The 25,640-nt window shown below is 40.2% G+C and carries 25 protein-coding genes and 1 tRNA gene; 8 read left to right on the forward strand and 18 right to left on the reverse strand.

Annotated elements, in window-relative coordinates; translation table 11 throughout:
• Window positions 1-9 precede the first annotated feature (9 nt).
• From rpoB to E7X57_RS10545, 12 genes are all read right to left on the reverse strand, one after another.
• Window positions 10-1,824: a DNA-directed RNA polymerase subunit B gene (rpoB, locus tag E7X57_RS10490; RefSeq protein ID WP_135612911.1), complete on the reverse strand. Its 1,815-nt coding sequence runs from the start codon at window positions 1,822-1,824 to the stop codon at window positions 10-12.
• Window positions 1,821-3,413: a DNA-directed RNA polymerase subunit B'' gene (locus tag E7X57_RS10495; RefSeq protein WP_244603678.1), complete on the reverse strand. Its 1,593-nt coding sequence runs from the start codon at window positions 3,411-3,413 to the stop codon at window positions 1,821-1,823. Before E7X57_RS10495 ends, rpoB begins: the two co-directional genes overlap by 4 nt.
• A gap of 242 nt (window positions 3,414-3,655) precedes the next feature.
• Window positions 3,656-3,892 (reverse strand): DNA-directed RNA polymerase subunit H, encoded by a 237-nt coding sequence (locus tag E7X57_RS10500; protein ID WP_135612913.1) that lies wholly within the window; start codon window positions 3,890-3,892, stop codon window positions 3,656-3,658.
• Window positions 3,893-3,937: 45 nt separating this feature from the next.
• A tRNA-Lys gene (locus tag E7X57_RS10505) sits at window positions 3,938-4,014 on the reverse strand.
• Window positions 4,015-4,416: 402 nt separating this feature from the next.
• Entirely contained in the window at window positions 4,417-5,652 is a 1,236-nt protein-coding gene (locus E7X57_RS10510) for an adenosylhomocysteinase (RefSeq protein ID WP_135612914.1), read from the reverse strand.
• A 69-nt stretch (window positions 5,653-5,721) separates the two neighbouring features.
• Complete coding sequence (locus tag E7X57_RS10515; RefSeq protein WP_135612915.1) at window positions 5,722-7,026, reverse strand: amidohydrolase family protein; 1,305 nt, start codon at window positions 7,024-7,026, stop codon at window positions 5,722-5,724.
• Window positions 7,019-7,681, reverse strand: a complete 663-nt coding sequence (locus E7X57_RS10520) for an HD domain-containing protein (RefSeq protein WP_135612916.1) — start codon at window positions 7,679-7,681, stop codon at window positions 7,019-7,021. Before E7X57_RS10520 ends, E7X57_RS10515 begins: the two co-directional genes overlap by 8 nt.
• A gap of 8 nt (window positions 7,682-7,689) precedes the next feature.
• On the reverse strand, window positions 7,690-8,442 hold the full coding sequence (locus E7X57_RS10525; RefSeq protein WP_135612917.1) for a 4-phosphopantoate--beta-alanine ligase: 753 nt from the start codon (window positions 8,440-8,442) through the stop codon (window positions 7,690-7,692).
• Between the two features lie 17 nt (window positions 8,443-8,459).
• Window positions 8,460-9,410 carry a prohibitin family protein gene (locus E7X57_RS10530; RefSeq protein ID WP_135612918.1) on the reverse strand — a complete coding sequence of 317 codons (951 nt, stop codon included), beginning with the start codon at window positions 9,408-9,410 and terminating at the stop codon, window positions 8,460-8,462.
• A 106-nt stretch (window positions 9,411-9,516) separates the two neighbouring features.
• The gene (locus E7X57_RS10535) at window positions 9,517-10,398 is read right to left on the reverse strand and encodes a pantoate kinase (RefSeq protein ID WP_135612919.1); all 882 of its coding nucleotides are present in this window, start codon (window positions 10,396-10,398) and stop codon (window positions 9,517-9,519) included.
• Window positions 10,388-11,632 (reverse strand): bifunctional phosphopantothenoylcysteine decarboxylase/phosphopantothenate--cysteine ligase CoaBC, encoded by a 1,245-nt coding sequence (gene coaBC, locus E7X57_RS10540; protein ID WP_135612920.1) that lies wholly within the window; start codon window positions 11,630-11,632, stop codon window positions 10,388-10,390. Before coaBC ends, E7X57_RS10535 begins: the two co-directional genes overlap by 11 nt.
• A 312-nt stretch (window positions 11,633-11,944) precedes the next feature.
• Window positions 11,945-12,154, reverse strand: coding sequence for a hypothetical protein (locus tag E7X57_RS10545; protein ID WP_135612921.1), 210 nt, complete (start codon window positions 12,152-12,154; stop codon window positions 11,945-11,947).
• 283 nt (window positions 12,155-12,437) lie between these two features.
• Here E7X57_RS10545 and E7X57_RS10550 point away from each other — a divergent pair, with 283 nt between their 5' ends.
• The 3 genes from E7X57_RS10550 to E7X57_RS10560 are packed head-to-tail and all read left to right on the forward strand — an operon-like array spanning window position 12,438 to window position 14,858.
• Window positions 12,438-13,451, forward strand: coding sequence for a Vms1/Ankzf1 family peptidyl-tRNA hydrolase (locus E7X57_RS10550; protein ID WP_135612922.1), 1,014 nt, complete (start codon window positions 12,438-12,440; stop codon window positions 13,449-13,451).
• A gap of 11 nt (window positions 13,452-13,462) precedes the next feature.
• Window positions 13,463-14,038: a hypothetical protein gene (locus E7X57_RS10555; RefSeq protein WP_135612923.1), complete on the forward strand. Its 576-nt coding sequence runs from the start codon at window positions 13,463-13,465 to the stop codon at window positions 14,036-14,038.
• 31 nt (window positions 14,039-14,069) lie between these two features.
• Window positions 14,070-14,858 carry a 23S rRNA (uridine(2552)-2'-O)-methyltransferase gene (locus E7X57_RS10560; protein ID WP_135612924.1) on the forward strand — a complete coding sequence of 263 codons (789 nt, stop codon included), beginning with the start codon at window positions 14,070-14,072 and terminating at the stop codon, window positions 14,856-14,858.
• A 64-nt stretch (window positions 14,859-14,922) separates the two neighbouring features.
• Here the strand turns inward: E7X57_RS10560 and E7X57_RS10565 are convergent, their stop codons facing one another.
• The 4 genes from E7X57_RS10565 to E7X57_RS10580 form a co-directional block, all read right to left on the reverse strand.
• On the reverse strand, window positions 14,923-15,222 hold the full coding sequence (locus tag E7X57_RS10565) for a DUF211 domain-containing protein (RefSeq protein WP_244603679.1): 300 nt from the start codon (window positions 15,220-15,222) through the stop codon (window positions 14,923-14,925).
• Between the two features lie 315 nt (window positions 15,223-15,537).
• The gene (locus tag E7X57_RS12820) at window positions 15,538-17,625 is read right to left on the reverse strand and encodes an SUMF1/EgtB/PvdO family nonheme iron enzyme (RefSeq protein WP_244603680.1); all 2,088 of its coding nucleotides are present in this window, start codon (window positions 17,623-17,625) and stop codon (window positions 15,538-15,540) included.
• Window positions 17,626-17,766: 141 nt separating this feature from the next.
• Window positions 17,767-18,123 carry a hypothetical protein gene (locus tag E7X57_RS10575; protein ID WP_135612926.1) on the reverse strand — a complete coding sequence of 119 codons (357 nt, stop codon included), beginning with the start codon at window positions 18,121-18,123 and terminating at the stop codon, window positions 17,767-17,769.
• A gap of 4 nt (window positions 18,124-18,127) precedes the next feature.
• Window positions 18,128-18,331, reverse strand: coding sequence for a hypothetical protein (locus E7X57_RS10580; RefSeq protein WP_135612927.1), 204 nt, complete (start codon window positions 18,329-18,331; stop codon window positions 18,128-18,130).
• 251 nt (window positions 18,332-18,582) lie between these two features.
• Between E7X57_RS10580 and E7X57_RS10585 the strand changes: the two genes are divergently transcribed.
• The 4 genes from E7X57_RS10585 to E7X57_RS10600 all read left to right on the forward strand — a co-directional run bounded on the left by E7X57_RS10585 (window position 18,583) and on the right by E7X57_RS10600 (window position 22,420).
• A complete protein-coding gene (locus E7X57_RS10585) occupies window positions 18,583-20,220 on the forward strand; it encodes an ATP-dependent endonuclease (protein WP_210409062.1) in 1,638 nt (545 codons plus the stop codon).
• Complete coding sequence (locus E7X57_RS10590; RefSeq protein WP_135612929.1) at window positions 20,221-21,375, forward strand: UvrD-helicase domain-containing protein; 1,155 nt, start codon at window positions 20,221-20,223, stop codon at window positions 21,373-21,375.
• A gap of 135 nt (window positions 21,376-21,510) precedes the next feature.
• Window positions 21,511-22,017, forward strand: a complete 507-nt coding sequence (locus tag E7X57_RS10595) for a hypothetical protein (protein WP_135612930.1) — start codon at window positions 21,511-21,513, stop codon at window positions 22,015-22,017.
• Between the two features lie 124 nt (window positions 22,018-22,141).
• Window positions 22,142-22,420, forward strand: coding sequence for a hypothetical protein (locus E7X57_RS10600; RefSeq protein ID WP_135612931.1), 279 nt, complete (start codon window positions 22,142-22,144; stop codon window positions 22,418-22,420).
• A 44-nt stretch (window positions 22,421-22,464) separates the two neighbouring features.
• On the opposite strand, the gene E7X57_RS10605 is transcribed toward E7X57_RS10600, so the two are convergent.
• Window positions 22,465-22,974, reverse strand: coding sequence for a hypothetical protein (locus E7X57_RS10605; protein WP_135612932.1), 510 nt, complete (start codon window positions 22,972-22,974; stop codon window positions 22,465-22,467).
• Between the two features lie 664 nt (window positions 22,975-23,638).
• Window positions 23,639-24,022 carry a hypothetical protein gene (locus E7X57_RS10610; RefSeq protein WP_135612933.1) on the reverse strand — a complete coding sequence of 128 codons (384 nt, stop codon included), beginning with the start codon at window positions 24,020-24,022 and terminating at the stop codon, window positions 23,639-23,641.
• A 107-nt stretch (window positions 24,023-24,129) separates the two neighbouring features.
• On the opposite strand from E7X57_RS10610, the gene E7X57_RS10615 reads away from it, so the two are divergent.
• Complete coding sequence (locus E7X57_RS10615; RefSeq protein ID WP_167880982.1) at window positions 24,130-25,434, forward strand: helix-turn-helix domain-containing protein; 1,305 nt, start codon at window positions 24,130-24,132, stop codon at window positions 25,432-25,434.
• Window positions 25,435-25,640: the final 206 nt, after the last annotated feature.

Here is a 25,640-nt window from a genome sequence, read left to right on the forward strand (position 1 = left end):
GTATCACCATCACACTGCATCATCAAGTCTAAGTCTTGGAGCAACTCCCAGAGATTTGATCTCATCAAGGAGCAACTTGAAAGCATAGCTCATTTCTACCGGGTGAATATCTGTTTCTGCACCACAGTTCGAACAGTACCTTATGTTACGTGTTCTGTCAAAGGTAGCAACCATTCCACAGTGACCGCATACAAGCTCGACAACCTTGTCAGATTCATCAAGCAACCTTTCCTTCAGGGTCATTGCAGCACCGTGTCCGATCAGTACATCTCTTTCCATTTCACCAAACCTCAGACCACCCTCACGAGCACGTCCTTCTGTTGGCTGGCGGGTCAATACCTGTACAGGACCTCTGGACCTGGCATGTATCTTTGATGCGACCATGTGATGCAGTTTCTGGTAAAGGATCACACCTACGAAAACATCTGCCTGGATCTTCTTTCCGGTTACACCATCAGAGAATACTTCCTTTCCTGTGTGTGAGAAACCGTGTTTCTTCAGACCATCGCGGATGTCATCCTCGGTCTCACCTGAGAAAGCAGTTGCGTTAATGCGATGACCTTCGATACAACCTACCTTGCCTCCGATCATTTCAAGAACGTGAGCGACAGTCATACGTGAAGGGATCGCGTGTGGATTAATAACAAGATCAGGAACCATACCACCTTCAGTGAATGGCATATCCTGATATGGAACTATCAGACCGATAACTCCTTTCTGACCGTGTCTTGATGCGAATTTATCACCGATCTCAGGAATCCTCTGATCCCTTATCTTAACCTTTGTAAGACGGGTTCCATTAATGGACTCAGTAAGAATAACGGTGTCCACGATACCTTTCTCGTTGGAACGCATGGTAATTGCACTTTCCCTGCGCTGCTCAACAGTTATACCGAAATCAGACTGCTCCTCAAGGAACCTTGGAGGACTTGTCTTTCCGATAAGCACAGCATTTGGACCTACAATGGTCTCAGGGTTTACGAGACCGTCAATATCAAGGTTTGCATATGCGTCTGCACTACGAGCGCCTCTGAACTCAGAGTCGGGTATCTCGAACTTGTCTTCCTGACCACCAGGATAGCGGCGTTCTTCTCCCTCGAATGTTCTCAGGAAGTGGCTTCTTCCAAGACCTCTCTGAATAGAACCTTTGTTAAAGACAAGTGCATCCTCAATATTGTGACCTTCGTAGGACATAACGGCAACTACGAAGTTCTGTCCTGCAGGACGGTCATCAAAGTGAATTGAATCACATGTGTGAGTGCGTGTAAGTGCTTTTTGAGGGTAGTGGAGAACGTGTGCGCGTGTGTCCGGCCTAAGTTTGATGTTAGAAGTGGAAACTCCGATACACTGCTTGATCATCGCTGCACCCATTGTGTTCCTTGGAGAAGCATTGTGTTCCGGATATGGGACCATACCGGTACAAATACCAAGGATCAGTGAAGGGTCGATCTCAAGATGGGTGTGATTTGGAGTAAGGTCTTCTTCGTAAAGACCAATGAAAGCATTCTCTTCTTCTTCAGCATCCAGATACTCAACACACCCCTGACTTACAAGATCAAGGAATGATATTTCACCAGCATTCAGTTTCTCTACATGTTCACCTGTGACCAGAGGAACACCATCTTCTACGACAATGACCGGCCTTCTGGCACGACCCATGTCTGAACTGATGATAACTTCATGAATGTCCTCGTAAAGAGTTACATTCAGCTGACTGGATAGCATGCCATTGCGACGCTGCTCCCTGATGTCTGCAACCAGTTCTACCGGGTTGTTATGTGTTCCGATAAGTTCCCCGTCAAGGAAGACCTTTGCTTCAGTCATTGAACAACCTCCTCTGGTTTATCATCGCCGATAGGATCAGCGTTCTCATCCATAATATCATGATATTCAACCTCTGGTTTTACAGTCTCTACAGGTGCTATATCAAGCTCTTCTGCATAGATCGCATCACCTGAGAAATCAAGCACTTTCTCAGGAACATATAGTTCAACAGGAACAACTCCAACCCCATAAAGGATGTTCTTGATAGCATCAATCTCTTCAGCGCCTGTGGAGAGTTCGACCATCTGGGCAAAGTTCTTCACAAGACCACAGTTTGGACCTTCAGGAGTCTCTGACGGACAAAGACGACCCCACTGTGTTGGGTGCAGATCACGGGCCTCGAAGTGAGGCTGTGCTCTTGACAATGGTGAGATCACACGTCTTAAGTGAGACAGAGTGGAAATGTAGTCTGTACGGTCAAGCAACTGTGAAACACCACTTCTTCCGCCTACCCAGTTACCTGTGGCAAGAGGATGCTGCAGACGGTCAGTAAGTACATCTGCACGAACAAGAGTTGCTACGTTCAGTTCCCTGTTCCTCATATTCGCCCTCTCGAGCTGGTATTTAACATCGCGTGCAAGACGGTTGAATGCTACCCTGAACAGATCTTCCATCAGGTCACCTGTAAGTTTCAACCTCTTGTTAGAATAGTGATCCTTATCATCGCCAGCTCGCCTTCCAAGTGCAAGTTCGAAGCATGATTCCGCCATCCTTCCAAGGAAGTGGGCTTTTGCGATCCGGTCTGCAGGATCGTTACCCAGATGTGGGAGCAGATAACGGTCAATTACGTAATTTGCACGCTTCATCTGGTATTCCCTTGCCTGGCCTGAAGCAACACGGCCACCGATCTTCTCGATAGCATCCTCGATGGTGTCCACTTCAGCTTCCTCAAGGTTCTCGAACATGAACTTCATGATCTCCTGGTCGGTAGAAACCACCTTTACAACATCCTCATCGGTCTCAATTCCAAGAGCACGTATCAATGTGATGAAGTTTATACGACCGGATATGGATGGGAAAGAAACTTCCAACAGGGATTTACGCCCTCTTTCCACAACTACCAGAGCCCTGTAGCCCCTCCTCTGAGAGAATACTTTTGCAACCTCGATAGTATCACCATAACGCTCACCGAACTCGGCAAGTATCTTATTAGGTGCAAGGTCCTCGAGGGTCATTACAACACGCTCGGTACCATTTACTATGAAATATCCTCCGGGATCGAGCGGATCTTCACCATGTTGGATCATTTCAGCGTCATTTATGCCAACAAGATTACAGATATCCGATTTGATCATTACAGGAAGCTGACCGATCTTGGCTTCCCTTGGTTCCTGCTCCTCACCATTCTGTACAACAGACATCTCCAGGAAAAGGGGAGCTGAGTAAGAAAGATTACGTAACCTTCCTTCATTTGGATACAATTTCTCAATTGCACCGTCAGCTTCCTTAACTACCGGATTTTCCACCCTTATCTTACCAAGCTTTACATAGATATCTTCAAGATCTGTCTCGATTATACCTTGCTCATCAATGATCTTCTGGAGACCAGATTTGGTGAACTTGTTGTAAGAGTCAATGTGATGCTGCACAATCTTGTCCTTTGTGAAATAGGCCTCTGATAGTATGCTTGTATCTAATGCGATGATAGCACCCTCTTTTTAGTTAATTGGATATTTAAGAGTAATAAAGCGATTATGATCAGTAGTAGCGTTCAATGGAATGAACACAGTATTGACTAGACCGGCCGTAATATAGGAAATGTGTATTATACTGCGGCCAAAAAAAGTACGTGAAAAATAAACGAAATGTCTCAAATTTGAAAACCTCGTGTTCACTCTATTACATATCTGTAATACAGTGCTTCACCTGCAGTCTGACTTTTGCGAGTGATCTTAACAACATCACCAGGCATCGCATCGATCTCCTGTGCAATAGGATCTGTTACTTTTAATTTCGGCAACTGCTCCCTCTCTACATTAAAGTGCTTCAGGACAGTCCTTAATTCATCCTCGTCCATTATCTCATGATTGGGGATCAATTCGTGGTCAAGCAGGCTGAACTTACTCAAATTTATTCCTCCTTAAAAATATGCAAGCAATTATTCCAGGATTGCTGGCGGGCTCGTAGGGATTTGAACCCTAGGCCGTCTGGTTAAAAGCCAGACGCTCTGCCTGACTAAGCTACGAGCCCATGACGATACATTGTACGAGTGCCACATATTACAAGCCTCGTACGACGGGACAACAAGGGAATAATAGTATTTAAGTGTTTCTATGAACTCGCCTTTGTACTTTGTAATTTCCCCATAAACAATGAAGACATATAAAAAATATATTATTACTTCAGTGATCAGACATGCAACTATTCAATACATATATATAATATAATTTACGACTTTTACAAAGTTGCAGGCCTGAATTCAGAAGGAAAATATTCCCGCATCTTTTTTTATAATTAGTAACTCCTCTAAAGGACGAATCGCAAGTTTCTTTATTCCAATCGCTATTCCCAAGAATTTAAGGACATATGAACTAAATGACCAAAATTCAAAGACAAAGGGAAAACGCGGTCATAAAAAATAATGCAGGACAATTATGTCCCGCACTCCCAACCTTCCATGTATTCGGTCTGATGGGGTTCAAGTTCATCGATATCTATTCCGAGTGACTTTAGCTTCAACTCGGCAACATAAATGTCAAGATCACGAGGAACCGGATGTACGCCAGCCTCCAGCTTGTTGTCAGCAATGTACTTAACACACTGTGCCTGGTTTGCAAAGCTCATGTCCATAACCTCTGCAGGGTGACCGTCGCCTGCTGCAAGGTTCACAAGCCTTCCATCAGCAAGTACGTTGATCTTCCTGCCGGCAACATTATACTCCTTGATGTTCTTCCTGACGATATTGATAGAATCTGCCATTGCAGTGAGTTCTTCAAGGTTGATCTCCACATTGAAGTGACCGGAGTTTGCAAGAATTGCACCATCTTTCATAACTTCAAAGTGCTTCCTTGTAAGGACATCCACGTTACCAGTAGTTGTCACAAAGATATCACCATACTTTGCAGCTTCTGCCATTGACATTACACGGTGGCCATCCATACGTGCTTCGAGTGCCCGTATAGGGTCGATCTCGGTCACAACGACATCAGCACCAAGTCCGGATGCACGAAGTGCTGCACCCTTTCCACACCAGCCATACCCACCAATTACAACGGTCTTTCCTGCAACAAGAAGATTAGTGGTCCTCATGATACCATCCCAGGAGGACTGACCGGTACCATAGCGGTTATCGAAAAGGAACTTGGTCATTGCATCGTTGACAGCAATTACCGGCATCTTCAGGGCACCGTCCTTTTCCATTGCCTTAAGCCTGTGGATACCAGTAGTGGTTTCCTCACAGCCACCAAGGATATCAGGAAGCATGTCCTGACGCTCGGTGTGAAGCTTGAAAATAAGATCTGCACCATCATCAATAGTGATGTCAGGTTTCATATCAAGCACTTTGTCAATGGCTTCATAATATTCATCGCCACAACAATCGTATTTAGCATAACAATCAATGTTTTCCCTGGTATTGAGGGCAGCTGAGACATCATCCTGTGTGCTCAGTGGGTTACAGCCGGTAATAGCTACCTCTGCACCACCTATTGCAAGGGTCTCAACAAGAGCAGCGGTCTTTGCCTCGACATGAAGCGCCATTGCGATCTTATGCCCTTTAAGAGGCTGCTCGCGCTCAAAGTTCTCCCTGATGATAGATAGCACAGGCATGTGATTACGCACCCAGCCGATCTTCATATCACCGGATTCTATCAGTTCTTTTTCACTCATATTCGAATCTCCAATTTAAAGCGTAAAATGTAATTTAATAGGATCAATACAATGGAACGAATTATCACATTATTTCTTCGCATCCACGCGGGACATCAGTTTCTCTGCTGCATCCCGACCCTCATCGATAACCTTCTGCTCATCCATGCAAAGGACCCTGTAATCATCCATAAGCACTTTACCATTTACAATAGTAGTTCTCACATCACTGCTACCAGCCGAGTACACTAGGTGAGAAGGAACATCATATAATGGATTCAAATGTGCTTTGTTCATGTCAACAATAATAACATCTGCATTATAACCTTTCCTTATCATTCCGCTGTTAATGCCCAGTGCCTTTGCGCCGTTGACCGTAGCCATCTCAAGCACCTGCCTTGCAGGAAGTGCCATCGGATCCATAGTATCAACTTTCTGGAGCAACGCTGCAGTCTTCATCTCCTCGAACATGCCAAGATTATTGTTGGAGGCACAACCATCGGTACCAAGACAGACGTTCGCTCCGCGATCGAGCAACTTCGTAATAGGAGCAATACCTGATGCCAGCTTCATGTTGCTTACAGGATTATGTGAAATATTAACATTATTGTTGCGCAGAATATCCATATCACCATCAGAAAGCCACACACAATGTGCTGCAAGAACATCGGGACCAAAGAAATCAATGCTGTCCAGCATGTTCACAGAGCACATACCATACTGTTCTTTCATCTGGTTCAGTTCCGCTTCAGTTTCAAGAACATGGATGTGGATCTTTGCATTGTCCTCAGTTGCCTGCTCCCTTACCTTCATAAGGAATTCCTTTGAACATGTATTCGGAGCATGTGGACCATACATGGCAGATATCCTGCCACCTGCCCTACCATTCCACTCATTAACGAATGATCTGCCTTTCTTCAGTTCGGTTTTGCCTTTCTCCTCATCCCATAGCTCGATCATACCATAGGACAGGGCAGCACGAAGGCCTGAACTTTCAACTACTTTCCCAACTTCTTCCATGAAGAAGTACATATCTGCAAACGCGATGGTTCCACTTTTTACCATTTCAAGACATGCAAGACGAGTGCCTGCATAAACATCAGAAGCTGTCAGTTCAGCTTCTGCCGGCCATATATGGTTCTCCAGCCAGTCAGAAAGAGCGAGATCATCAGCATATCCCCTGAAAAGTGTCATTCCTGCATGGGTGTGAGTGTTCACAAAACCAGGCATCACAACGCTGCCTTGTGCATCTATTACAGTTTCAGCAGTCTCTTCTGTCTTTTCGCATACATCCGTGATCCTGCCATCTTCTATAACAACAACACCATTTTTGATGTTCTCCAACGACGGATCCATCGTCAGAATATAACCGTTCTTTATTATGATATCAGCCATTATGACACCTGTACATGTTATCGGAAGATGTCTCATCCTCCAATGCATCAAGATATTGATGCATTATCTTAAGCCTATCCTCTGCGATCTCTCTTGCAGCGGCAGTATTTAATCTGTTTATTATTTTAAAAGGTTTCATTTCCATATACTCGGCAAAGCCATCCAGAGGATCTTCAGCATAGGCATTCCTTGAAGAAGCTTTCTCTACCCCGCTGGCATGCTTCAAACATCGCAATGCACCCATGGACATAACTGCCCTGAATATCCCAATAGCACCAAGAGCATCAATACGATCTGCATCCTGCAATATCTGACCTTCAAGAGATTCCGCTTTATGTCCGCGGCTGAACCTATGGGTCCTTATACAGGAAACTACGTGATCGACCGTAGGAGTATCAACACCTTCGCTTAAAAGGAACTCACGGGCGATCTCTGAACTGTATTCAGCATGATCACCGCCTTCCCGATGCTCCCTGACAACACCCACATCATGAAGCAAAGCTGCAAGTCTGATGACCTGAAGGTCACCGCCTTCTTTTGCCAGTATCTCCATACAAGTGGATTCCACACGCTCGATGTGTGACATCTCATGAGAACTCGGCTCATCGGCAAGCACGCCTGCAACAAATTCCCGGGTCCTGTCGATCAGATCCATGAGATACCTCACGTATCTGAAAGTTCTTCAAGTTTTCTTATCATCTGCTGCACAGCATCGGAAAGTGTACGGGAATTGTCATAGTCACCGACCATTTTGCGTAGTTCAGCCTCATCAAGCTCTTTCAGCTCAGAGAAAAGATCGATCATGTTATCCACAGCACGAACCACATTATCAACAATAGTAACATTCGCAGTACGAGATGTTCTTGATAGTGGATTCAAGTCGATAGTTATCACACTTTTACCCATATCCACAAGTGCCTGACATCGATCACCATCTTCAAGCGGGACAAGTACAACATCTGCATTGTAGATGCCTTCACTGTCCACGATCGCCCTGCTGTGCGGCAATTCAAGACGTGCATCTGCCTTGCTCCCCATAACTTCCGATGCACCGTGCCCTTTAAGGTGGTTGATTATCCGGTTGACACGTTCTTCGCTCCTGTGGAACAGGTTCACCTCAAGGGGTGCACCTGTAACTTCAGAGAGCTTTACAAGAGAATCAGGAACAAGTGCAGCAGCATTGCCATTCACCGATAGCACCGGTCGCTCCGCAAGGAGCAACATGGCAACACTGACCTTCTCTGCCAAAAGAGCAGAGGCAGTGGTCTGCTCACCGGTCAGGTAATCGAAGCATTCGCCCCGACCCTGTGCGACCAGCCCCTGCTGACTTGTTATTCCCAGTTCGACACCTTCGACGATCTTCTCCCTTGTTATGAGGGAAGCGTATCTTGGATGATCTTTCGGGATCTCGCTCATATTACATACCGCACTGATCAAGCAGTAGCATCCAGGATAATTCCCTGATCAGCAGGAACTATCAAGGTCTGAACTTCCTGTCCCTCAAGCATCTGGATATACTTGTAGTTGATAAGTTTCGGATTCTTTGCAAGTTCCGCATTTATCAGACGCAAAGCCTCTGCCTCTCCGGTCGCCCTGACAATGGTCGCATTAGCAGCACCATTCGCCTCAATGATCTTCCTTTCAGCTTCAAGTTGTTCCTTTTCCTTCACAAAGACCATCCTCTGAGCTTCCTGATCTGCCTGAAGCTTGGACTCAATAGCATCAGCCACCTTTTCAGGCAACCTGACGTTCCTTAGAAGAACCTCTTCAACAATTATACCATCCTCAAGAAGAGCAGCTTCCATCTCATCAACCATCTCGGTTGCGACCAGTTCTCTTTGTTCACCATAGACCTCCATGGCAGTATTTCTGGAAACAACTTCCCTGATAACGGACTTTATCGTAGGCCTTATGATCTTTTCTGCATAGCCAGTACCAAGCTTTGTATGGACCTCACTCGCATCCTCTGAAACAAGCCTGTACCTTACACTGATATCAAGACCAAGGGTCAATCCTTCATTCGTTAGTGCATTGATCTGATCATCACCCGTAACTTCACCTTCAGAAGATCTTGCACTCATAGTGTAGACTTCACTCCTGACAGAATATTTGGTAACACTTACCCACGGAGGGACAATATGCAGACCTTCACCAAGCTCATCATCCTGAACACCACCGAACTGGCTGAACTTCACACCAACTTCACCAGCACCTATAGATACGAAGATCGATCCGAACAATACGGAAAAGATGATCAGTATCGTTAGAAGAATAGCCGCTCCACGGAGAACAATTCCTGCCATTGGCGGAATCTTTATTTCAGGTATAGGGGATTCCTTACCTTCTTTGGGATCTTTGATATCCCATTCATCTTCCATTACCATAGTATTTTACTCCTGATTTGTATATAGTGATCCAACTGAATTAAAGAATACATCCTTTTTATTAATACACTTTTCGTACCATTGCGAACAAATTATATGATGAACTTCAAAAATATCCAGGATGGTGATAAGACGAAGTTACCTTATAAGTAGTAACCTCTGCAAAAGTCGAAAGTACTTCTAACACATCCTCTTTTGCATCTTCAACCGAGCAGACAAAAACGGTATCTCCCAACATTGCCTGAGAAGCCATACCACCTGCTGCACCTACTGCTTCGATAGCATCCATTGCACGATCGCTCGCAAGACCACATTTTACAGTGAACTGTTTTGAGACCTCCATGAAATTCGTAACTGTAGGAAGTGACAGCAAAGAACGCAATGCAGACCTGCCTGCAGAATTGATCTCACTCATAAGTCCATCATCATTTAGCACCGAACCAGTTGAAAGTTCACCAAGTACGATACAATGAACCTCAAAGGATGGTGAAGGGACACGATCAAGAACACCATAAGGAGGGCAACCCGGTGCTTTTCTAATAGGAACCCCCCCGAAATACTGACCTTCAACGTCCCCCATGCCACTACCATTGCTCACCTCAGCAATATGGACAGCTTCAACAAGCTGATTGGAGGTAAGGCCCAGCGAGAAGGCATCATTGAGTGCATAAGCAGTACTAAGAGCACCTGCGGCAGATGCACCGAATCCGCAACCTATGGGAATCGACGAGGTGCATTCCACATGAACAGGAAAGTCCACAAGTTGTCCTATCAACGAAAGTGTAGTATCTGCTTTAACAGAGACTCCATCGAGAAATATCTCCGTTTTTTCCTCCCCAGGAGTGACAATGGCATCAATGCCCCCATCAAGGACAATACCACACCCGGTTGATCCTTTCCTGCGTGGATCGGGATCATCATGTATCTCAAAAAAACCTGTAATATGACCAGGAGCAAAGGCCCTGCCAACAGAATTTTCAATTGACATCGGACTCTCTTTTCCCAAACATATCTTCCACATTATCTGCCAGTGTTTCAGCTATCAGCCGCTTATTTCCACTGACATGAGTGATCCCATCATCCCCTGCAGATATTATATGAACGTCATTTTCCACGGTTCCCATCCCGGTGATGCTCACCTCGTTTGCGACCACCATGTCAAGTTCAGCAGCTATTAAAGATTCCTTTGCGCGTGTTATCAGCTCATCCTCTGTAATGCCGGCCTCTGCCTTGAATCCAACAATGGAAATATCGGGATAAGCATCACGTACTTCTCTTATGAGCTTACGGGTACTCCTGAATTTCAGGTTCAGCTCACCACCTGATCTTATCTTATTGTCCTGAGCATCAAGAGTGTAGTCTGAGATCGCTGCTGCACTTATCAACATATCATAGCCATGTTCAAGTTCCCTGAGAGTTGCATCGATCATCTCCCCTGCGCTTTCGACCAGGATCTCATTCACACCTTCAGAGTCGAACCTGCCATTGTGGACCACAGTAACCTCCGCTCCCCTGCGGTAGAATTCCAGAGCTATCTCCCTGCCGGTACGGCCTGATGCACGATTGGTGATAATCCTGATAGGATCAATGGCCTCTGCAGTTGCACCACTTGTTATGATCACTTTTTTTCCTGCAAGTGTACTGCTGCCAAGAGAACGTTCTACTGCAAGTGTGATCTGGTCATTGGATGCTATCTTTGCAATTCCTTCATTAAGATGAGGACCTACAAAGGTTATGTCCCAATCCTGAAGCTTGTTTATATTTTCCATCACAGCCGGATGTTCATACATCGAATTGTGCATAGCAGGAACAACGATCACAGGCGTACCGGAGCCCATGGCCGTGGTTGCAAACGTCGTAACAGGAGTATCATCTATCCCATATGCCATCTTGCCGATGGTATTAGCAGTTGCAGGTGCGACCAGGAGAAGATCTGCACATCCTTCTGAGCCGAAGAACTTCACATGCTCAACTTCACCGGTGATCTCAGTGATGACATCGTGACCAGTGGCGTAATGCAATGCATAAGGATGAAGGATATGTTGCGCCTCTTTGCTCATTACAGCATAAACCTCTGCACCGTTGCGTATAAGTTCACGTGCAAGTTCAACAACACGTACTGCAGCTATACTGCCGGTAACAGCAATAACGATGACCTTTCCGGAAAGGGAAGCACTGCTCTGCCCTTTTATCCATATAGTAGGATGACGTGACATTTTCATCAAATCCACTTTGTGTTCTAATGATAAGTAGCTTACTGAAAGTTTTTCGAAAAACGGCATTCTTTTTATCCATGCTTTTGAACACATAGGTTAAAAATACCCCAAACTAATGCAATGTACCTTTGGAGAATCCCATTTTCTTCCATTAGACGCCTTTAATGTGCCCCAGTTAAGAAAACATAAGGCACATTAACTGGCATTTTGCCTAAATATAAAAGCAGCGTCAAGCAGTCAATAATAAAAATAAAAGATGTAATCTGGAAGTTCACAGATCACGAAACGGAATAAACAATGAAAAAAAGATGGAGAACGTTATTTTAGTACGTCTTCCTTTGTTGGTCTTTGTTTCCACTCACCACAATAGAGCTCTTTAGTAGTGATGGGGAAATATACGTTACCAGTTCTAAAATGTTGTTCAGTGTCGGCAAGGGGAGGATATCTCCTACATTCCCCACGATCCCCACCTAATTCATTTTCGACTATCCAATAATAGCATGTTGAACATTTTACTTGACTATCCATCTAACGCACCCCATTAAACATATTCACTATAAATATCTTTAACCTTTCCTTTCATTCATTCATTCATTCATTCATTCACTGTAACACCGCGTAAAACGAGAGCTCTTTCCTATCAAACCAGGCAATGAGTTACAGTGATCACTTTAGCCGCTAAAGTATCCAGCCAATCGCATACACCCACATATTTCCTTAAATGTTTGGCAAATGTCAATAAGAATCTTAACAGTTGTGCATATACTAACAGAAGTATTAATAGCATCCTGAAACACTTAACTTGAGATTAATGGCTGGAACAAAGAAAGTCGCAGGAAACCTGAACACATTTTTTAATAAGTATTCAGGAAAAGAAAAGCTGGAGGATGAGATCGACAAGCTCCAGTCACACATACTTGAGCTGGAGATCGACAGGAAGAGGTTTGAGAAGAACGAGACCAATGCAAAACGTGCCCTTGCTGCAAAACAGGAAGCAGAGGAAAAACTCAAAGCTGCTAACGTTAAGATCGAAACACTCACACACCAGCTTGAAGAGAAGAAAGAGGAAGTTTCTGAGGAAATCTCATTTGCTCTTATCGAAGAGGTCACAACGCCACAGATGGAATCCTACATTGAACAGCTGGAATCCATAAGATCTGATCGCGATTCACTGCTAACTGCCTACATTACTGAAAAAGAGATGATTTTGAACGCAGGAGTCTCAAAGGATGGTATTAGGGAGATAGACCAGAATAGCCAGTACCTGATACAAAAGATCAAAAGTGACACAGGATATGCACTGTTCTATGACAGGATGCAGATGGTAAAGGAGGTTGTAGTTCCTGCACTCCCATTTGAAAGAAGTTATGTAGAAATGTCCGGTTCGTTTGGGACCGGGGCGCTAAAGAACACGCTCATAAAGGACATTAATGTATGTATCCTCGCTGCCCACGCCGGAGAATCACTTATCGGCATATCTTCCGATAAGACCGGATTTGACGAAGATATGATCATCAGGAGCAGTGTCAAAGCCAAACATACAAAGGGTGGATTTAGCCAGAGGCGCTTTGAAAGGCTCAGGGATGAAGATATAGATCATCATGTGGAAAAGGTCAGGAACGCACTGAAGAACATGCTTGAGCATGCTCCTGTTGATATTGATATGATAATAATATGTGGAGACACTGTGCTGGCAAATTATATCCTTGAAAATATTGATACGGATTTACCAGTAATGGAAAGGAACATTGATGCAAAGATCGAAAAGCATGATACTGATAGCATAATAAAAAGTATCTTCAGCTGCCGCCGATATAAACTGTAACAGGAGCGAACATGGTAGAACCGGAAGAGATCGAAGGCATGGCAGACGCACTTGGGGCCGTTACGCATGATGAAGTTGTAAAGACCGTACAGGAACTTGCCTATATCAGAGAAGAGGACATACCTGATGAGGAGGAGATCACTAAGCTGCTGGAAAAAGCAGTATCACACCACCTTCTTGAGATAATATCCCCTGAAGAGCTTAGAGAAGTTGATGAAAAGGATGGTAAAGATGTTCACTATTATATTGTTGGACCAAATGCATTCCCGAATTTTCCATTCGATCTGAGCGAGGTCATTGACATACTAAAACTGGACAGGCGTGAGATAGATCCACACAAACTTACACATCGATTCTCCAGAAGATTGAAGGCAAGGATCACAAAGCTCAGGCATAACATAGAGACATTTGCTAAAGGAGAAGACGATAATATTGATATCCCTGTGCTTGAACACAGATACAGCGACCTGTTAAATCTCTACTATGACTATGATTCGTGGCTTGAAGGAGAGATCACAGAGATGGAGACTGAGATACTGGATATTAGCAAACAGATCGATGCTCTGGGAGCAGCACAAGATATTTGATGTTTGTATGCGATGAGAGGTGAAGATAGATATGGCAAGGCATAGAAAAGATACTTATTACTGGCGTGCAAAAGATGAAGGATATCGTTCGAGGGCAGCCTATAAGCTTTTCCAGATCAACGAGAAATTCAAGGTAATAAAGGAAGGAGACACTATTGTGGATCTTGGAGCTGCACCTGGCGGATGGCTCGAGGTCGCAAAGAAACTCTCCGAAGGAAAGGTCGTCGGAGTGGACCTTCGCCGCATCAAAGAGATCGAAGGTGTGGACACAATAAAAGGAGATATTACCTCGGATGTGACCATCAGGAAGATCATCGAAATGGTCGGAGAGGATGGAGCCGATGTTGTCATTTGTGATGCTGCACCAAATCTATCAGGTAACTGGAGCCTTGACCATGCACGTTCCATAGACCTTACAACTTCCGCACTGGAATGCGCAAAGAAGATACTCAAACCCCAGGGACATTTTATTGTGAAGGTTTTCCAGGGAGATATGTTCAAGGATTACATGGACGAGGTTCGAAAAAACTTCACATTTACCAAGGCATACTCACCACATGCATCAAGGGATGAAAGCGCAGAGATCTATGTGATCGGTAAGAAGTTCCTAACTGCACCTTTGCATAAGAACGATGAATTCGATGTCGTTATCAAAGAAATGGGCGCTTCCGGAGATGGTATTGCCTATGTTGAGGATTTCGTGGTCTTTGTTAAAGAAGCAGAAAAAGGTAAATCTGTGAAGATACAGATCACAGATGTCAAACCAAACTTTGCTTTTGCAAAGGTCATTGAACGTTATGAAGAGGAAGGCCCAAAATAAAAAGGTTCAACTCTTTGAATCAATTAGATGAATTATTATTAAATATAACAGAAAACTTGTCCCTTCAGCGATCCTGAAGGGTTTCCACTTCTTCTACAAGACTATTGCCTGCAGCTACCTCATCTATGCTGTGCACAACAGCACCAAGATTTTCAATGGATTGCCTTATAACATTATAGTCGATCTGATCACCTTCAATAGTGATCTTGATGTTCTCTGTCTTCTGGTCAACCTCATACAAACCGATGTTCACACCAGTAACCCCATCAATAACACTCAAATTTTCTGCCAGTTCAATGGTAGAGGGATGGTGAGGTTTCAACACATCCAGAACCAATCTTCTTATTCCTGTCAATTTGTTCATCCTTCCCAAGATTTCCGATAACAACGGAGATTATAGAAGTATAGATAGAATATTCAGATAATAGGACATTAGCTTTTCCCAGAAACCCTTATATAGATACTGGCATTAAAGAATGTTCGTACACAAACGATTTATTATTGAAAAATTACCCAACATATATCCATCTAAAAGGTAAAAAAAATATTCGTCATTTCTATTAATAGTCAACGAGAAGCATGATTGTGTACTTTCCGAGCTCGTTTAATGATATGAAGATAAAATCATTGTTCTAACTTAGCAATTCGTAAAGTTGTAAAGTGGTAAGGCAGTAAATAATTACACATCCATAATGAGACGGAACCCTAATGTTTCGTCGCCGTCGCCCGAGCTGAAAAGGACGCGAAACGCTGACCGACATCCCTCAGCAGTGGTGTGGAAGCTACCCCCACGTGCAAAACTACGGTAGTTACTATTACCTTCCCATGCAGTACCATCAACAGGAGCGCCTTTATAACCTTCGAGATAACTGTCATAATAACTGTCCTGACACCATTCCCAGACGTTGCCATGCATGTCGTACAAACCCCAAGGATTGGGTTTCTTTGTACCAACAGGACGAGGTCCTGAATAATCCACATAAGCAGCCCAAGCATAATCACTCAGATCAGACTCACTGTCTCCGAAAGAATACGCTGTGGTTGTACCTGCCCTGCAGGCATACTCCCACTCGGCCTCTGAAGGCAGACGATACTTGTCCATACCTTCCTTTTCATTCAACTTCTTAACAAACTCCTGCACATCAAGCCATGAAATTGATTCCACGGGATTAGTTTTACCATCAAAATAAGAAGGATTATCCCCCATTATTTCAATCCATTGTTCCTGAGTGACCTCGTATTTGCCAAGGTAGTAGGCTTGCCCAATGGTTACCTCATGAACAGGAGTTTCACGATAAAGCCCATCATTCGAGCCCATCATGAACTCGCCTGCCGGAATAAGCGTGAACTCCATGCCGATAGTGTTGGTGTAAGTTTTTGGGATATTCGATGAACTTACAACAGCCTCAGATTTGTAATCATTTTCATCAATGGAATTCTCGGAAATATCACTAATTGAATCATCTTTTTTATCAGTAGGATTTTCTGGATTGACAATTGCTGGATTCTCATTCGACTGGACAGGTTCCTGAACGTAAATTGTGTCCGAATTATCATTACTTTCCGGCATGGTCAACCAGATTCCTCCAAGAAGCAAAACCAATAACATCGGTATTAACAATTTGTTCTGACCAGACTTTTGCTCTTTTTGAGATGAATCTCGACGCTTCACGAGAGGAGAAACAGGTTTTTGTGATTTAGAGACAGGTGTAGTTTGAGACGAAACGGGTGCTTGCTTTGCAGTTTGTTGCTTTTTCACCTCTTTCCTTTTCCTCTCAGCCTCTTCATTCTCATCCCTTAGTCTTTCCTCTGCCTTGAGCCTACGCTCCTCTTCTGCCTTTCTCTTTTTCTCAGCTTCTTCGGCAGCTTTCAGACGTGCAGTTTCCTCATTTACTGTGGCAATATTACTGCGCTGAATCAGAGAATCCTCGATGACCACATTGATGTCGCAGGTACCGTCCATGTCACACATATCCAGCAAATTGCTGCGCTGGATCAGAGAATCCTTGATGTGTACGTTTACAACCCTGCCTATGCCACTTGCCTTGTCTTCAACAATCTCTTTCAGGTCACGACCAACCTCAGCAAGCAGGCCTGCCAGTGCCTCGGAGTTACGAGTAGCTGCGAACAGTTCCATTGTACTGTGCTCGGCGAGAATGGATATTTTTATTACAATATCATCTTTAGTGACCTTGGTCCTTCCGTAGTACCATATCTCACATGCATTCCCGTCACGGGTGTGCAAGGTACTGATGTGCCTTACATCATGCCTTTCCACAACCTCACGAGCAAGGATAGAAAGCTTCTTGACATCAAAACCGTTCTGTACCTCATAAACACGGCTATCGCTGTTTGGCAGTTTCTCGATGAACTCCTTGAGCCTACCTATATTAATGTCCTGATCAGTCTTCATTATTGGGCAGGTAACGCTGATCTCCTTGGGTTCCATCCATAAGGAATTCATCCTGCCTTCATGGTCCGCATAGTTAATTTGACATCTTATATCAGCAGCTTTGGTGCAGGTAAGGGGCTCGAAAAGGATAGTGAATGTTTTTGACTTGCCACCATGAACAATTCCCAGATTAAATTTACCGTTTCTCACGGGACAGTTATCATGATCCGCAATATGCAACAGGTTCTCGTCAAAGATGAAATCAAGCGTGATCTCTGTGATAACGTAGGGACTCTCATTGCTAACCGACATCTTGAAACGGATGTACCCCTGATAAAATTCAGATTCCCTTGCAATGTTGATGTAAGAGTCCAAGAAAGACACCTATAATGTACAAGTTCAAAAGTGTTTGATGCTATATCATATTTTTGTTTTGAGGGAGCTGGCAAATATTTAGGATTAGAACTCGACTCCACGCATTTCCAGTCAAAGAAAAAAAAGAAGATTTTGTTGCTTTTAGTAATCCTCTGGCAACATAATTGTGTACCTTCCAAGCTCGTTTAATGATAGGAATATCTGCTGTTTCTCACCACTGGCCAACTCGATATTACCTGAATAAAACGATTCGGGCTTATCTTTGAAGCCATTAGATGCATTCCGTACAATATCATTAGCTTGATTCAATAGGTCTAACAGGTTAGGGATATTGATATCATCAGTCATGTAGCCATGCGCCATCAGGTTAGTTGTTATGTACCTAAAGATGCCCTTCTCCCATTCAGGATTGATCTTAGTGATATCAAATAGGATTCCATCCTCAACAGCTTGCTCTGATGTGTAGCTATAGACAACTTCACCAAAAATATCATCCATGCTATCACATCTTCTGCTGGATTGTCACAACAAATGTCGATCTATCGGGCGCGATAACAACTAAGCCATTATCATTTGACAAGATCCCGGCTTCCTCGAATGACAGGACCTCATAAGCTAATATTTCTCCGTCCTCATCTTCCTCTTCCCAAGTCTTTTCCCAAATTGCTTTTTCAAGAAATGTCCTAAAATCATCTTCGGCAGTCATAGTTTATCACCGAACAATTTTATTCGAGACATTCCTCATGTAAACTGTGAAAGATTCATTGCAATGAATGTGGGGGGTAGAGGGTTTAATGATATTGGTGGAGAGATTAGCTAAGAAGGTGGAAAAATACTATTGCATGGAAATATTTATCAATACAAAATAATAAAATGGGAACAGTTATGTACCATCAAGATGAACTTAGACAGTAAGAAAATATACATTCCTGTTAGCTAAAATGGCGATGATAAATAATGATTAAAAAACTAAAAATTGTAAATTTTAAATGTTTTAAAGGTGAATTTCAACTCGAATTAAATGAAGGACTGAATATATTAGTTGGAAACAATGAAGCCGGAAAATCTACAATTCTTGAAGCCATTCATTTAGCATTAACTGGAATCTTAAATGGAAGATATCTAAAAAATACACTTACTCAGTACTTATTTAACAATGAGATTGTAGATGCATATTTAGATAATTTAAGTAATGGAGGAGATGCCAATCCCCCTCATATACTAATTGAACTATATTTTGATAATGAGAGTATTCCAACATTTATGGGAAGTAGTAATAGCAATAAAGATATGAATGGGTGTGGACTCGCATTAAAAATAGAGTTTGATGAAGAATACAAGGAAGAATATGAAATCCTTGTTAAAAGTGATGGCATAAAAACACTTCCTATCGAATACTATTCTATTAAGTGGTCAACATTTGCTAGAAAAGACATAACGACTAGGAGTATACCTGTAAAATCAGCGTTAATTGATTCATCATCATGTGGTTCGCAAAATGGATCTGACATTTATTTATCACGAATTGTTCGACAATATTTAGATGCAGAAGAAATTGTGCAGATATCACAAGCTCATAGAAATATGAAAGAATACTTCATGGATGATCCTACTATACAAAAAATCAATGAAAAGATTAAAGATAACATCAACGTATCTGAAAAAAAAGTAGAATTATCTGTTGAACATTCATCTAAAAACTCTTGGGAAAATAGTTTGATGACACATTTGGATGATGTCCCATTTCACTATGTCGGCAAAGGTGAACAATGTATTATAAAAACAAAACTGGCACTCCTCAACAAAAAGACAAAAGAGGCCCCAGTTATTCTTTTAGAAGAACCTGAAAATCATCTTACACATACAAAACTAAATCAATTGATTAATGATATTAAGAATGATTGCCAAGAAAAGCAAATTATTATCTCTACACACAGTAGTTTTGTCGCCAATAAATTAGGTCTAGATCATCTTATTCTTTTAAACAACCGTAATCAAATTAAACTGAATGATCTAGAAGATTCTACAAAAGAGTTTTTTGAAAAAATATCCGGTTATGATACTCTAAGAATGATATTGTGTAAAAAAGCAATATTAGTTGAAGGAGATTCTGATGAATTAGTAGTTCAAAAAGCTTATATGAATAAATACGAGGGTAAATTACCCATAGAGGATGGCATAGATGTCATTTCTGTTGGGACTTCATTTTTACGTTTTCTACAAATTACAGAAAAAATTGATCAAAACGTTGCAGTTGTAACTGATAATGATGGAAATGTAGCAGCTCTTCAAAAAAAATATAAAAATTATATAGGTGACAACAAAAAAGAGAACATAATCATCTGCTATGATGAAAACGTTGATACCGGATCCCATGAAATTAGTGGCAAACCTTTCAATTATAATACACTAGAGCCTAAAATATTCAAATGTAATAGTTTAGCATTGATGAACACTATTTTTGACACTGATTATGAGACTGAGAATGAAATGCATACTTTCATGAAAAATAATAAGACAGATTGTGCTCTTGACATTTTTGAAACTAATGAAGAAATAGTTTTCCCAGACTACATATTGGAGGCAATAGAATAAATGACAAATAATAAACTAATTATTGCTGCAGCTGGTTCGGGGAAAACGACTGAGATAATTAAAGAAGCACTAAAGCAACATGATGGTAATATTCTTATAACCACATATACGCTAGCAAATGAAGAAGCCATTCGTCAAAAAATTTTTGAGATTGAAAAATGCATTCCAAAAAACATCACTGTTCAAACATGGTTTTCATTTTTAATTCAGGATGGTATTAAACCTTACCAAGATTGTTTATTTGAACATAAAGTAAACGGGATGTTATTAGTTAATGAGGCATCAGGATATTGGTTTACAAATAAAAGTGGTCAAAGAATCTGTTATCCTGAGTCAAAATTTAACAAACACTATTTTACCGATGATTATCGTGTCTACTCTGATAAAATAGCCAAACTTGTATTCAGATGTAATGAGCAAAGTGAAAATGCTGTAATAAATCGATTAAGTAAAATTTATTCTCATATATTTGTAGATGAAGTTCAAGATTTAGCAGGATACGATTTGGAGTTATTAAAATTATTTTTTAATAGCCCTATAAATATGACTTTGGTTGGAGATCCACGTCAAGTAACATACCTTACTCATAATGAACGGAAACATCAACAATACTCTTATGGTCGAATTAAAAATTTCATAATAGATAAATGCAAAAAAGAAAAATGTGAAATTGATGAAACATCATTAAATATTTCTCACAGAAACAATGAGCTTATCTGTAAATTTTCATCAAGACTTTATCCAGATTATGAAGAGTGTAAGTCCGACCAATGCACAAAAACAGGGCATGATGGTGTTTTTTTAGTCAGAGCGTCTGACCTTAATAAATATTTGGAAACTTATATGCCTACCCAACTTAGACATAGCAGCAAGGATGAAAGAGCAAACAATGAGTTACCAGTTATGAATTTTGGTGAATCAAAGGGTTCAGAATGTGATAGAGCAATCATTTACCCCACTGTGAATATGTTAAAGTGGGTATTTGATAATGACACCGATCTAGCAAACAAAACAAGAGCTCAATTTTATGTTGCATTAACAAGGCCAAGATATAGTGTGGGTATTGTCTGTGGCGATAGTATAAATGAGTCTATTGATGGTGCTCAGCTGTATACAACATCCCGTTCTCTATTTTCTTTTATTCAAAATGAATAAGGAGCTAGATGTCGATATACATTTACCTATATCTAAATGTTTAATTGCTTAAATAACAATCATCTTTTCAACAACTATTAACTTTTTCTATAAGGCAAAAAACTATTTATGTGTGCTTGAAGCATCATATCTCTTATGAGTTTGTCAACAGGCCATAAAGTAACCCTATTTGTTGCCATCCTTGGTGCAGCCGTTACTGTCGGAGTGGCATTATATACATTATCTCCTGAAATGATTCATGATGAAATTCAACCGCCTGAATACATACCAACTTACTCTTCAAGTGACTTTCATTTCAAAGTATCTAACGATGGTGGCAAACCAGGATCTTATTATTTAATGTTTAATTGCAAAGACGAGTCAATATCTTTTATGAAAAGATCAAATGAAGACTATGAGAATGAACTTGGATTCGGATATGCATTGCCAAAAGATGATACAGACTCATGGCATATATCTGTAAAAGCTAATAAATCATATACTCCAGAAAATACTAGTTTTACATTTACTTATGTCGATGCATGTGGAATAATTCATGATGTCGAAAGTTATACGTTCTATTATGATTTTGATGATGGATTTAATAGATATGTTTACAAAGAAATGAAATTTGACAGTAAGAGGACCATATCTTTTAACTGAATATAAGGTAAACAACATACCCATCCCATGATATCAATCAATAAGAGAACGATAAGCACAAGAGATGTACATGAGAAATAAAAAGTAAGAATAGTTATATGCACACATTCCTTTATTTGAATCAATGGATAACAAAATTAAGGCTGTAACAATTATAATATCATTTGTGATTCTCACAGTAATCGGGACAGTCTATAATGTGCCTACAGATAAGATCGGCTTAGTTCAAATAGTAGCTGATGATATTGATGAAGATACTTTTCCTGTCGAAGATGATAAGTGGGGAGATATGCAAAAAGAACATCTCAACATTTTAAAATTTGGAATAGGATTAATTGCTTTTGTTGCTTCCATCCTTGGAATATTTATAGCTATATCAGCAGTAAAATCCTTCTTTGATTGAAACAATCGAAATACACATCATGATATCAGTACTATGAAGATAGATTAAGCTCTTTTTTCTGTAACTTTTAATCTCTTTGTTATAACTTTGTGACTTGTAGTGAATTCAATAGTACAATTCATAGATTCAAAGTTTTCAAGATAGATATTTTTTGAAGTAAAGATTTTCATCTCAATTCTATCATTAGCTTCAACTCTTATTGGAATAAATGTGTAGGATAATGCAGAAAACTGAGATTTATTTTCTAATTCATTGAACATTTTAAGATCTGAAAAATTCTCATTATCTGAGAAAAGAACAATTTTTGAAACCGTTGTTGGCTGCCTTCCTGTATTTTTAATATCTGCTATAATAGAAACATATGTGTCTTCAACACTACCATAAGCTCTACTTTCTTCATTTGGATATATTGTAGAAAAAGAAAGAAGATTTAAATCGATATCTAATTTTATTTTATCTCTTCTGTATTCTATAATTTTTAGTGCTAAAAGAATAAAAGCTATGGAAGACCCAAAGAGGTTAAACAGATCACCTAATGCAATTGAAGTCAACATAAAAGCTCCCTCCCAGGTATCAAAATAATAGATATTTCTTATGTTCCTTATATCATGATATCAGGCAATCAAAGAACGATTAATGTGCGAGAACTATGAGAGGTTATCTGAAAGATCAACCCTCCCATTGAACATTCTATTTAGTTAAGTAAAATTAGTTCTGCTTATTTTATAAATTTCCAGAACAGTCCACCTACTAAGATATAAACAAAACTAAATCCAGTAATTGTATACCACGATTTCATTATTGCTAATACACATACAATAATCGCTATCGGTAAACTAATTGCTAAGAAATTTCTAAATTTAGACATCATGATTGTTCTCACCCCTTATCCGAATATATTAAAATAACAGATCACTTATTTTCATCTGTTAGCAAACAACAATCTGTAGGCAGTTCTTAGATATAATACTTACCTCACAAATTTTCAATCATAGAATGTTGAGTAACTAGAATTCTGAAATGTTAAATTCATAATGAAAGGCTACAACGAGTTAGAAGGTAGAGGTATACCAATGTATCATCAGAAAGAGAACGTTTAATGTGGTGGATATACATGGGAATCAGGATGGTACAGCAATGTCAGTCCACGCAAAATAAGAATAATACCTAATACTTAAAAAAGGAAATAGAATATCATATATACTCAACTATTTATGTTCATGTATTACCTTCGCAGGCTGCCCGTGTGATACCTGTATAAGAATCAATTTTTTGTAATGGCTTATCATTATTTAGCTTGCGAAGATTAAGTTCCCTTCCCATGTTGTATAAAGCACTTAATTTCAGACATGTCTCAATTCCAAGGATATTTAGCTGATAACTGTAAACTTTCCTATTTGAATCAGAAGCTTTCCTTTTTCTTCGATTAATATAACCAAAATCGCTGTAACTCTTTAACATAGGTGCTATACTCATTTTATCCATTTCTAACCTTTCTGCAAGCTCTGCATAGGTAACTCTCTTTGGATATATCGCATAGAGTTCACTAAAAATTAGAAATTTCAAATAATTGTACTTGTGATATTTGCCTGTCGCTACCATATTTAAAAATACTATTTGACAGGACATGATTATTTTGATTACGTTTTCTTCCTAAACGAATTAATCATATCATAAAGTTTTTAATGTTTTCTTTTAATGATTATTCTATGTCTTTAGAAAAAGAAGTTTTGAAGTTAATTGAAAATGGTGAAAATCCTGCTGTTGAGTTCAAACAAAAAGAGTTTATAAATAAAGGTCAGGATGTGGCTAGGACTCTCTCTTCTTTTGCAAATTATAATGGTGGTAAAGTACTATTAGGGGTTACTGATGATTGTAAAATCGAAGGCGTAACAATTGGAAATAAAGACATTGAGAGGATAATGGGGAGTTCTTCTAAAAATTGTCACCCTCCAATTGAACCAGAAGTCAAGATTGTGAACTTTGACGAGGGAGATGTCGCATATATCAATATACCAAAGGCTCGTCGTCCAATTAAAGCCAATGAAAAATGGTACATAAGACATGGAAATACTACTCGAACAATGGAATTGGATGAACTTCTAAATTATCCAGGTATTGAAATAACTTCAGTTCCAAATACAATTGACATTGAATCCATTCTAACCAGAGAAAACAATCAACATATAATCTATGAAGATAGTAGAGAAGTTCCATATATTGAATCTAAAACATTTGCAGATGTTGGCGATTGTATAATATATGCAAATACATTCAATCATTTTTACAGGAAAGCCTACTATTTAGATAAACTACTTCCCCGCATCACAATTAATGATCTAAGAAAAATTATTGAGAAATACTATTCTATTTTTCAAGTTAATCACAATCTCTCAGCTTTTGGAATTTGTCAAGAAGAATATAACTGGTTTGGACATGGCCCATTAAATTTCCTTGATGCCTTGGAAAAACAAGATCATAGATATGCTAAATTGAAAAAAAACAATAGGTATATTCATCATCGTGAATCAGCTTGTTTTGTTGATGAATTAGATAATGCCATATTTTATATCCATGCACAACCGAATAGCAAGAGAACTGCAGATGAAGAGATCACATTGGATTACTTGACTGTCGGATTTGTTTTTTCAAGTATACCCTATGATAATATTTATAGAGATTTTTTTGAAAGCATTGGATTTGTCCCAAATTTTATTGAAGAGGTTGATGAGGATTTGTCTTCTGTGGAACTGTTACAGTCTGATTTTAAAGGTGATGATTATGTTATCGATAATTTTGAAAGGAAAAACGAAAATTGGGTTTGTGGATTGATTGGAAAAAAGTCTGACAATCGACACATTCCTACCTTTTATACTGACAAAATACTTGTAAACTTAAATCAGTATCACCTAATTGAAGACAAATATAAGCATAAAATTTCAAGAATTACCTCTACAAAAGTACCAGTAGGTGGTTTTCAAGCTTTGATTGTGGATTATGAAGGAAGATGGTAAGGCGTTTAAAGTGATGATCATTTTTTATTTTTGGACAACATCTACTCAATTGTGAAGCTTTAATAATGCAATTTGCCCTTATTTTTAGTGGGATTAAGAAATACTAAATTTTACAGATGTTACACTAAATTTAAGACTTAGAATTCGATACATTGTTAGCAAAAACAGGCACATACGGCCCTTATCTTTAGTATTTCTAGAAATTT

This window comes from Methanococcoides sp. AM1 (genome assembly GCF_900774055.1).
Taxonomy (GTDB): domain Archaea; phylum Halobacteriota; class Methanosarcinia; order Methanosarcinales; family Methanosarcinaceae; genus Methanococcoides.

Coding starts and splice junctions, on each gene's coding strand:
- E7X57_RS10590 (WP_135612929.1), top strand. CDS start 20,221: ATGACAAATAATAAACTAATTATTGCTGCAGCTGGTTCGGGGAAAACG.
- E7X57_RS10525 (WP_135612917.1), bottom strand. CDS start 8,442: ATGAGCGAGATCCCGAAAGATCATCCAAGATACGCTTCCCTCATAACA.
- E7X57_RS10530 (WP_135612918.1), bottom strand. CDS start 9,410: ATGGTAATGGAAGATGAATGGGATATCAAAGATCCCAAAGAAGGTAAG.
- E7X57_RS10560 (WP_135612924.1), top strand. CDS start 14,070: ATGGCAAGGCATAGAAAAGATACTTATTACTGGCGTGCAAAAGATGAA.
- E7X57_RS10580 (WP_135612927.1), bottom strand. CDS start 18,331: ATGACTGCCGAAGATGATTTTAGGACATTTCTTGAAAAAGCAATTTGG.
- E7X57_RS10550 (WP_135612922.1), top strand. CDS start 12,438: ATGGCTGGAACAAAGAAAGTCGCAGGAAACCTGAACACATTTTTTAAT.
- E7X57_RS10605 (WP_135612932.1), bottom strand. CDS start 22,974: ATGTTGACTTCAATTGCATTAGGTGATCTGTTTAACCTCTTTGGGTCT.
- E7X57_RS10515 (WP_135612915.1), bottom strand. CDS start 7,026: ATGGCTGATATCATAATAAAGAACGGTTATATTCTGACGATGGATCCG.
- E7X57_RS10595 (WP_135612930.1), top strand. CDS start 21,511: ATGAGTTTGTCAACAGGCCATAAAGTAACCCTATTTGTTGCCATCCTT.
- E7X57_RS10615 (WP_167880982.1), top strand. CDS start 24,130: ATGTCTTTAGAAAAAGAAGTTTTGAAGTTAATTGAAAATGGTGAAAAT.
- E7X57_RS10555 (WP_135612923.1), top strand. CDS start 13,463: ATGGTAGAACCGGAAGAGATCGAAGGCATGGCAGACGCACTTGGGGCC.
- coaBC (WP_135612920.1), bottom strand. CDS start 11,632: ATGAAAATGTCACGTCATCCTACTATATGGATAAAAGGGCAGAGCAGT.
- E7X57_RS10600 (WP_135612931.1), top strand. CDS start 22,142: ATGGATAACAAAATTAAGGCTGTAACAATTATAATATCATTTGTGATT.
- rpoB (WP_135612911.1), bottom strand. CDS start 1,824: ATGACTGAAGCAAAGGTCTTCCTTGACGGGGAACTTATCGGAACACAT.
- E7X57_RS10520 (WP_135612916.1), bottom strand. CDS start 7,681: ATGGATCTGATCGACAGGACCCGGGAATTTGTTGCAGGCGTGCTTGCC.
- E7X57_RS10575 (WP_135612926.1), bottom strand. CDS start 18,123: ATGGATGATATTTTTGGTGAAGTTGTCTATAGCTACACATCAGAGCAA.
- E7X57_RS10510 (WP_135612914.1), bottom strand. CDS start 5,652: ATGAGTGAAAAAGAACTGATAGAATCCGGTGATATGAAGATCGGCTGG.
- E7X57_RS10565 (WP_244603679.1), bottom strand. CDS start 15,222: ATGAACAAATTGACAGGAATAAGAAGATTGGTTCTGGATGTGTTGAAA.
- E7X57_RS10585 (WP_210409062.1), top strand. CDS start 18,583: ATGATTAAAAAACTAAAAATTGTAAATTTTAAATGTTTTAAAGGTGAA.
- E7X57_RS10545 (WP_135612921.1), bottom strand. CDS start 12,154: ATGGATAGTCAAGTAAAATGTTCAACATGCTATTATTGGATAGTCGAA.
- E7X57_RS10535 (WP_135612919.1), bottom strand. CDS start 10,398: ATGTCAATTGAAAATTCTGTTGGCAGGGCCTTTGCTCCTGGTCATATT.
- E7X57_RS10610 (WP_135612933.1), bottom strand. CDS start 24,022: ATGGTAGCGACAGGCAAATATCACAAGTACAATTATTTGAAATTTCTA.